Origin of the sequence: Bacillus sp. JJ1127 (genome assembly GCF_036965845.1) — a bacterium.
Classification (GTDB): domain Bacteria; phylum Bacillota; class Bacilli; order Bacillales; family Bacillaceae_G; genus Bacillus_A.
Map to the genome: position 1 here is coordinate 2,924 of NZ_JBALQK010000092.1, position 8,981 is coordinate 11,904.

An 8,981-nucleotide genomic window follows, 5' to 3' on the forward strand; every position below is an offset into this window, starting at 1 on the left:
AGATGCTCTCTCCCACCTAAAAAAAGGGTTTTATATCGGTTTTTTAATTGATGTATATATAGCTACTCTTTTGTTTTCCTTTCTATCGTTTAGAAAACTTTTCCTCACCAACAATTGTATTTATTAAGCGGCCAATTCCTTCAATTTCCGTAATCACTTCGTCTCCAACCGCTGTATTAACCAGTCCTTCTGGCGTACCTGTTAAAATAATATCTCCTTTACTTAGCGTCATAAAGCTGCTTAAGTATTCTATTAAAGATGGAATATCAAAGATCATATCTTTTGTTGTTCCTTCTTGTGTCAACTGGCCATTTACATACGTACGGAGCGTTAAGTTCATTGGATTGTCAATGTCAGCTGCATCTACAATCCATGGACCGATTGGCGTACATGTATCACGATTTTTCACCCTAAGGTTCGGGCGATAATAATTTTCTAAGTAATCCCGTATGGCATAATCATTCGCTACTGTATATCCTGCGACGTAATCATATGCCTCCTCTTTCTTTACATTTCGAGCTGTTTTACCAATTACGACTGCTAGTTCACATTCATAATGCATATACGTTGCGTCTTCTGGACGATACGTTTGACCACGGTGGCCGATGAATGTGTTAGGCCCTTTTAAAAAGACAAGCGGTTCTGTTGGCGCATTGAATGATAATTCTTTTGCGTGATCTGCATAGTTTAAACCTAAAGCAAATACTGTTCGTGGCTCAACTGGCGGTAGCCACATCACTTCTTCTTCCGATAGAAGACGTCCATCATCTAATTTCAACTGGCCATCTACTTCAGTAGCGTTATAAATGGCACCAGCGTATGCGACACGTGCTCTCTTCATCGTATCCCTCCTCTCACAAGTTCTTTTTCAAGTACAACCTTATTTTCTAAACTTCCAATTCCTTCAATCTCAATACGAATGATATCTCCGTCTTTTACAAAGGGAGGATTTTCCGGAACACCAACAAGCAGTATATCTCCTTCATTTAATGTCATAAATTCTGTCACATCAGCAATGAGGCGTGCTACTGGCCTAATTAAGTTTTCCGTATTATTCTCCTGCCGTAATACACCATTGATATATACTTGTATCTCTAAACGATCTGGATTTTCTACAGCATCTCGATCCATAATCCATGGACCAACTGGACAAAATCCATCGCGTGCTTTTTGCTTCACAGCGGGACGATATACGCTATTATGTGGCACGCTAATATCATTCACAATTGTATAACCAGCTATATATTCCAGCGCCTGCTCCTCACGTACTCCCGTTGCCCTCTTTCCGATTACAATGCCAAGAGCTGCGCCAACTTCTAACTCTTCTACTTCACTTGGCAACGGAATAGACATTCCCCTGGCAATAATCGTATTCGCAGGTTTTATATACAAAATAGGAGCACTTGGCGCTTGTTTATATGGTAATTCATGTACCGAATTTCCTAATGCCGCAAGTACTCCTTTATAATTCAACAATGTTCCATATATATTTCCTATAGTTGGAACATCTAATGTTAGTTCATTATTCTCATAATGCTTTCCATTCCATTTGATTATGTCTTCTACTAAATTTACTTCTCCTTCTTCTATCTGCTTCGCACCACAAAATTTAAACTTTATCTTACTCATTTTCTCACCCCTAATGAACAAATATTTACCTTAGTGATGACTAACACCCTTCACATCACTTCCTGTATTCGACTTCACTAATATTTCTTCAAAATTACCAGTCTTACTTCTTTTCGCAAATAGGATCGTACCTATATAAGCCCCTAAAAATCCTAACGGAATAGAGACAATTCCTGGAGATGTTAACGGGAATAATGGTTCTCCAACAAAGAGCGCCTGCCCTGGTTTTGGACTCCACACACTTGGACTTAGTGCAACAAGAATCATACTTCCAAATAAACCAACGAGCATTCCTGTAATAGCTCCAGCTATATTAAAACGCTTCCAATATACAGTAAATAAAATAACCGGTAAATTAGAACTCGCTGCAACCGTTAACGCTAGTGAGGCAAGAAATGCAACATTCATTTTTTGAACAAATAACGCTAGAATAATAGAAAAGATGGTGATCCCAATAGATGCAAGCCGCGCCATACGAAGCTGTTCTTTCTGGGTCGCTTTTCCTTCCCGAATAATTTCATTGTAAAAATCGTGAGAGAATGCAGTAGCACCTGTTACAACAATACCTGCTACTACAGCAAGAATAGTCGCAAAGGAAACAGCTGATATAACAGCGAATAATATGTCACCACCTAATATTTTTGCAAGTAACGGTGCAGCCATATTTCCAGCTGGATTTGCCGCCATAATATCTGCAGCCCCGACAAATTTCGCTGCCGCGAACCCTAAAAATATTACCATGATATAAAATAAGCCGATGATCCAAATAGAATACACGACGGATTTCCGTGCCACTTTTGCGTTTGGCACTGTCAAAAAGCGACTAAGAACATGTGGAAGCCCAGCTGTACCAAGAATTAACCCGAGTGTTAATGAAAATGCATCTAACCCATTCGTATATTTTGCACCTGGATTTAAATAGGCTTCTTTTAGAGGAGTAGCTGTTTTCATTTCTTCAAAAATCCGTAAAATATTAAAATCAAATTTAGTCATTACCATCATAAAAATAATAAATGTCCCGCCTAACAGAAGAAAAGCTTTTGTAATTTGAACCCAGCTTGTAGCTGTCATGCCACCAAAAATAACAAAAATGAGCATAACAAGTCCCACAATGACTACCGATATTTCATAATTAATATTTAATAATAACTTAAATAATGATCCTGCTGCTACAAGCTGTGCAAGCATATAAAAAACAGAAATCACAAGTGCATTAAATGCAGTAACACCACGAATCTTTTTATTTTGAAAACGCTCCGTGATCATGTCTGCTAGCGTATACTTTCCAAGATTCCGAAGAGGTTCAGCTACTAACAGTAATACAACTAAATAGGAGACAAGTGCACCGTACATTAAGAAGAAACCATCATATCCAAAAAGTGAAATCGCTCCAATTAAACCTAAAAAAGAAGAAGCTGACATAAAGTCACCAGCGATGGCAAATCCATTTTGCCATCCCTTCAATCCCCCTCCGGCTGTATAAAAAGAGCTCGCATTACTTGTTTTTTTCGAGGCATAATATGTAATCAAAAGTGTAATCACAACAATCAATCCAAACATTGTCACAACTTTAAAATCCATCTGCTTGTCTCCCTTCTGCCTCTTCTGTTAATACTTCCTCAGCTAATGTATCAAAATAGGCTGCTTTTTTTACATATAAATGACAAATTACCCCTGTCATCACGAATTGTGCAAAAGCAAATATCCAGGCCCATGATATTGCACCAATAGCCGGCTTTGTTAAAATATCGGTATCTAATGTTAAAATAGGCAGAAGTAATGCAAAACAAATGAAAAAAATCGTAACGGAAACGGTAAACTTCTTTCTAGCATTCAATAATTCTTTAAATTTTTCCGAATTGGCAATCTTCTTATAATTTATGTTTTTACTGGATTTTATCATATAAAACCCACCTCACCCTTTACTCAGTTTTATACCAATTTAACGCTTCTCTTTATTTTTCACATTACATCGCTAAATCGCCCGACAAAAAATATCGATTCATATCATATGCATGTTGTTTCCCAAAAATATATTGAATCCATTTTACTTTCACATGTTTTTGCGATAAATCTACAGAGCAGTTTGATAACTGAAGAAGGAGAGATTGCACATCATTATGCTGGGAGATTTGTTGGCATACGCCTTTATATACACGATTATCTATTTCTACTTCAACATGATAGACACCATGTACTGGTAGCATGTAATCTTTATCTACTAAAATTTCGGCAAACCTATAGATTTGATAAAAAGAAGCTGATTTTTTCACTCTTCCTCTTATCTCGTAATAATCACCAAGGTACGCCGGAATATCGTGTGCTGATCCCATTGCAAGCAACTGCCGAATGGCAGTTGAACTAATTTTGTTATGACTATGCTCTATTTTTGGAATCGTTGTAACATCAAATCGTTTCTGGCCTTGTTCTTTCAGTAACAGCATATTTCCTTGGCCCTTATATCCATAGTGATAGTCGAAACCAGCAACAACATGCTGGCATCGAAATCCTACAATATATGTTTCTACAAATTCTTCATGGGATAGGCGGGCAAATGTTGGATCAAATTTCACCACGATTAGTTTTTCAACCCCCATATTTTTAAAGCGTTCTTCTTTCACTTGCAAAGGAGTTAAATATTTCATTGGACCTTTAGAGGAATCAATAATGTCTCTTGGGTGCGGATAAAAAGTCATTACAGCAAATGTTATATTTTTCTGACGTGCAATCTCTTTCGCCGCCCTAATCAACTGTTTATGCCCCATATGAACTCCATCAAAAAAGCCAAGTGCAAGCACACATTCTTCAGCTTCATCTCGTAACGCTTTAGAAATTGGATGTTGAATATACATCGTCTTCACCTTAACACCTACCCCTTTTCATTAAACTGTTCACTTCACAAAAGGTGATTTCCTATAATATCTGTCAATCTACAAAACAAAATCTGGTTTTCGTTGTTCTAACGTAGGACTTGCTTCCTGTATTCTTTCACCTGTTTCAATATCTAGAAATGGTGATGTCTCATTAAACCAGCTATCCGGTGCTTTATGCCCCCAGAATGTTTGGCGTCTTGGATCATTTAAATCCCAGCGCACTGGATTAAAGTCTGGATCACTTGTTAAATAATCCCCGTTATAAAGTTCGATTCGATACCCATCTGGATCCCGTAAATATAAGAAGAACGCATTGGATAATCCGTGACGACCAGGTCCTCTTTCAATATTTGCTCCATAACCGAGAGATGCAAGTACATCACAGCAATGAATAAGTGCCAACGGGTCTGGTAACCAAAAACCAATATGATGAAGCCTTGGCCCTTCTCCATTCATAAATGCTTGATCATGCACAGTTTGTTTTCGATGAAGCCAAGCTGCCCACACGCGATCATCTTCTGTTGCTGTATATTCGGAACACGCAAAACCGAGTTCATTTACAAAGAAATTGTAAGCTTTCTCCACATCAGGGACAGCACAATTCACATGATCAATTCGCTGGATTCTTGCTCCTCTATACTGATCATAACGCTGAATCATACGCTCCGCACCTGTCATCTTACAGAAGAATTCAAGCGGCATACCTGATATATCATGTACATGTAATGCTCTTCCAAGCGCATATTGTGTCCCTTCCTCTTTCCACTTTGTTTTTAATCCTTTTGATTGGAAAAACGCTGCTAGTTTATCTAAATCTTCTTCACTCTTTACTTTATAACCGAGTGCCTGAACGCCTAGCTGATCTGATTTTTTTAGTACTAAACTGTGATGAACATGCTCTTCTAATCCTCTTAAGTAAATGTGTTCTTCATCACACTCTGTTTCGATAAAACCTAAAGCGTTTACATAAAATTCCCTTGAGCGCTCCAAATCCTTTACATGAATTACCGCTCTTGCAATTCGAATAATATTAAAATCCATCCCTTCCACCTCCGAGTTTCTTTTTCTATCCTTTTATGCTTTTTCTACCAACTCTTCAGAACGATTTAAAAACTCTGTTACACGATCCACATACACTTGTTTATCGTAGCCGTTGTACAACGCACTTGCCATTCTAACTGGATCTCCAAAAAAGAAACGCTCATATAATGTCTGTCTCGTACCAAATGCACTCATACAAACGTCCCAAGCAAGTCGGTAAAGTTTAACGCGATTATACGCATCCCCGTTTGCTGCTTGTAAATATTTATCTAAATCTGGACGTAAATCTGACTTGAAGTCTAACTCTGATGGAATCGCCATTAAGCCACTTGCTCCAAGTAATTGCATAATTTCACTGAACCTTGGATAAATTTTTGGGTAATAATGACGCGCAACGTTTAATGGTGTAAAGTCTGGTGTCATAATGCCCCACTTATCCAGCTTTGCATTTGCCTCTGCCGCTGTCACATACGCTTTCACAGTCTCCAGCGCCATAATGACTTCTGACATCTTCTCTTGTACGTGTTGAAACTGACCAATATTGATTGTTTCTACCATTAACTGAAGAATGCCTAATACAAATTCGGTTTTCGCAATATTTTTTGAGACAACTTGATGTGTCATATGAACAACTGCATTGCTCTCATTGTAAGCTTGGTTACAAACCCCTACATCACCTAGAGCGAATACACGATTCCAAGGCACCACAACATCATCAAATACAACAATTGTATCCATCTCTTCAAAGCGTGATCCGAGCGGATGATCAAAATGGGACTTCCCATAATCAAACGATTCCCGGCAAATAAACTTTAATCCCGGTGTGTTATTTGGAATCGAAAACGCATATGCATATGGATTTTCCTCTTCGGATTGTTTTAAAAGAGTTGAAGGGAATACCATAATTTCATCTGTAATTCCACCCTGCGTTGCTAGTAAACGTGCTCCTCGAATCACTACGCCTTCAGAGGTTTTCTCTACAATGCGAGCTGCGATATAAGGATCAGGTAATTGAGCAGCATTTACAGCACGATTCACTTGAGGCTGAATTAATGTATGCGTTAAAGACAAATCATTCTCCCTGCAATATTCATAGTATTCAGCCATATTTTTCGCATAAAATGCATCCTGCTTTCCAAACATTTCTGAAGCCGATCCGTAAGCCATCATACCAGCATTAATATAATCTGGAGAGCGTCCCATCATGCCGCCGTTATACTTCGCCCATTCTTGTATCATCTTGCGGCGCATTTCTAGATCTTCTTTTGTTTTTGGTTGTAGAAACGAAGTACCTACACGCTCTCCCGTAGTCGGAGAAATATAAGTCATATACTCCGCTTTCTCTTTGTCATGCTGCATATCATATAACTCAGATTGCGTTTTCATAACTCCTTTAAAAGCGGGATGTTCTGAAATCTTCCCTTCTACTCTCTTCCCGTCAATCCACACATTTGCGTTCGCTTGATCTACTCTTTCAATATATTCTTTTCCCGTTTTTGCTGGCATTTCACTCTCCCCTTTCGAAAAACTATTATTTATATAAATCCGTTTTAATTTTTCGACATCTACATCCCTGCTATGCAGAATAAAAACTAACCTATACTCGCTTACTCTTTCTGTTTTTACTTCGCATGTGGCAGAAAAGGTCCTGACCGCTTCTATGCATNNATTGATGTATATATAGAAAGTCATTCCCGCTATTTGTTCCTAACGTCTATTTCTTTTTTCCAAACTTCGGAATATGATGCTCTCCAATCGCAACATGGATTACCTTTGGTTCTGTATAAAATTCAAAAATTGCATAGTGACCGCCTTCTCTTCCAATTCCGCTATCTTTTGCTCCACCAAACGGAATACGAAGATCGCGTACATTTTGCGCATTTACCCATAACATTCCTGCTTCGATCGACTGTGCAAGACGATGGCCTCTCTTTATATCATTTGTCCAAACGTAACCAGCAAGGCCATATCTGACGTCATTTGCAATTGCGATTGCTTCTTCTTCTGTTTCAAATTCAATAACAGCCATAACAGGACCAAAAATTTCTTCTTGGCATACACGCATATCATTTTTTGCATGTAATAATAAAGTTGGTGGTACAAAGTTCCCTGCCTTAATCTCTTCTGGAACAATCCCTTGTACAACCTCACAACCTTCTTCTTTTGCAAGCTCAATGTACTCTTGTACTTTTTGAAAATGTTCTTTTTCAATTAAAGGTCCGAGTTCTGTTGCTGGGTCCATCGGATCACCCATCGTAATATATCCCACACGTTCTTTTAATTTTTCAATGAACTGATCTTTAATATTTTTGTGAAGTAATAAACGAGAATTTGCTGTGCAGCGCTCTCCGTTAAATGAGAAAATCCCCCAAACAGTCGCATCTAAGGCACGCTCTAAATCTGCATCATCAAATACAATAAGAGGGGATTTACCGCCAAGTTCCATTGATGTTTTTTTTAGCGTGTCAGCAGCATTTCTAATAATGATGGCACCTGTCGTTGTTTCGCCCGTAAATGATATCGCTTTCACATCTTTATGTGCAACAAGAGCCGCACCAGCAGTTTCTCCAAACCCATGAACCACATTAAATACTCCTTTTGGCACTTCTGCTTTATCAATAATTTCCGCAAGCTTGTTAACTGTTAAAGGAGATAATTCAGCAGGCTTCAAGACAACCGTATTCCCAGTAGCTAATGCTGGAGCAACTTTCCAAGTTTCTAACATGAACGGTGCATTCCATGGGGTAATAAGTCCAACAACCCCGATTGGGTTATACACAGTGTAGTTAATAAATTCACGGTTAACTGGATACGATTCACCATGTAATTTCGTTTGAACCATTCTTGCATAAAAGCGAAAATTTTCAGCTGCTCGAGACGTCATGTTTCTCGTTTGACTAATAGGAAGACCCGTATCTAATGCTTCCAAATATGCGATTTCTTCTATTTCTGCATCAATTAAATCTGCAATGCGATTTATATATTTCATTCTCTCTTCGACTTTCATCTTACCCCATGGCCCCTTTTCAAAAGCCACCTTTGCTGCAGTTACTGCCGCATTTATATCTGCAGTACTACCCTCTGCTACTCTATTAATCTCTTCATTTGTAAACGGATTCATATTTGTAAATACTTTACCTGATTGCGCAGGTATAAATTCCCCATTAATATATAAATCTATATTTTCCACTTGCTCATGCACTCTATATTTTTGAGCATTCTTTGCTTCCGTATGCATCCTCTTCCCTCCACAGCTCAGTTATTTTACCCCTTTAACGTATTTTCGAAAGAAGTCCCCATCTTCAAGCGCGTGACGGGCAAGAGCCCAGCGGTAAGGTGGGGATGAATTTTGGTTAGGCATAGCCTAAAATAACTCTTGGCAAATACACGCATGTTTTGCCCATCCATATCAGGATGTAGTTTCCCTTCGCCAATGTT

Annotated in this window: 8 protein-coding genes; all 8 read right to left on the minus strand. The window is 38.5% G+C overall.

Annotated features, from left to right (window positions below; all coding sequences use genetic code 11):
- Positions 1-82: 82 nt before the first annotated feature.
- Positions 83-841, minus strand: a complete 759-nt coding sequence (locus V7183_RS10480) for a fumarylacetoacetate hydrolase family protein (RefSeq protein WP_335359449.1) — start codon at positions 839-841, stop codon at positions 83-85.
- Positions 838-1,629 (minus strand): fumarylacetoacetate hydrolase family protein, encoded by a 792-nt coding sequence (locus tag V7183_RS10485; RefSeq protein ID WP_335359450.1) that lies wholly within the window; start codon positions 1,627-1,629, stop codon positions 838-840. Before V7183_RS10485 ends, V7183_RS10480 begins: the two co-directional genes overlap by 4 nt.
- 30 nt (positions 1,630-1,659) lie before the next feature.
- Entirely contained in the window at positions 1,660-3,210 is a 1,551-nt protein-coding gene (locus V7183_RS10490; protein WP_335359451.1) for a solute symporter family protein, read from the minus strand.
- The gene (locus V7183_RS10495; protein WP_097896004.1) at positions 3,200-3,532 is read right to left on the minus strand and encodes a DUF485 domain-containing protein; all 333 of its coding nucleotides are present in this window, start codon (positions 3,530-3,532) and stop codon (positions 3,200-3,202) included. The genes V7183_RS10490 and V7183_RS10495 overlap by 11 nt, the downstream gene beginning before the upstream one ends.
- 64 nt (positions 3,533-3,596) lie before the next feature.
- Positions 3,597-4,481, minus strand: a complete 885-nt coding sequence (locus V7183_RS10500) for a riboflavin kinase (protein WP_335359454.1) — start codon at positions 4,479-4,481, stop codon at positions 3,597-3,599.
- Positions 4,482-4,559: 78 nt separating this feature from the next.
- Positions 4,560-5,543 carry a 3,4-dihydroxyphenylacetate 2,3-dioxygenase gene (hpaD, locus tag V7183_RS10505; protein WP_097896001.1) on the minus strand — a complete coding sequence of 328 codons (984 nt, stop codon included), beginning with the start codon at positions 5,541-5,543 and terminating at the stop codon, positions 4,560-4,562.
- A gap of 33 nt (positions 5,544-5,576) precedes the next feature.
- The gene (gene hpaB, locus V7183_RS10510; RefSeq protein WP_335359452.1) at positions 5,577-7,049 is read right to left on the minus strand and encodes a 4-hydroxyphenylacetate 3-monooxygenase, oxygenase component; all 1,473 of its coding nucleotides are present in this window, start codon (positions 7,047-7,049) and stop codon (positions 5,577-5,579) included.
- A gap of 208 nt (positions 7,050-7,257) precedes the next feature.
- Positions 7,258-8,781, minus strand: a complete 1,524-nt coding sequence (gene hpaE, locus V7183_RS10515; RefSeq protein ID WP_335359453.1) for a 5-carboxymethyl-2-hydroxymuconate semialdehyde dehydrogenase — start codon at positions 8,779-8,781, stop codon at positions 7,258-7,260.
- Positions 8,782-8,981: the final 200 nt, after the last annotated feature.

Coding starts and splice junctions, on each gene's coding strand:
- hpaE (WP_335359453.1), bottom strand. CDS start 8,781: ATGCATACGGAAGCAAAGAATGCTCAAAAATATAGAGTGCATGAGCAA.
- V7183_RS10490 (WP_335359451.1), bottom strand. CDS start 3,210: ATGGATTTTAAAGTTGTGACAATGTTTGGATTGATTGTTGTGATTACA.
- hpaD (WP_097896001.1), bottom strand. CDS start 5,543: ATGGATTTTAATATTATTCGAATTGCAAGAGCGGTAATTCATGTAAAG.
- V7183_RS10485 (WP_335359450.1), bottom strand. CDS start 1,629: ATGAGTAAGATAAAGTTTAAATTTTGTGGTGCGAAGCAGATAGAAGAA.
- V7183_RS10500 (WP_335359454.1), bottom strand. CDS start 4,481: ATGTATATTCAACATCCAATTTCTAAAGCGTTACGAGATGAAGCTGAA.
- V7183_RS10480 (WP_335359449.1), bottom strand. CDS start 841: ATGAAGAGAGCACGTGTCGCATACGCTGGTGCCATTTATAACGCTACT.
- hpaB (WP_335359452.1), bottom strand. CDS start 7,049: ATGCCAGCAAAAACGGGAAAAGAATATATTGAAAGAGTAGATCAAGCG.
- V7183_RS10495 (WP_097896004.1), bottom strand. CDS start 3,532: ATGATAAAATCCAGTAAAAACATAAATTATAAGAAGATTGCCAATTCG.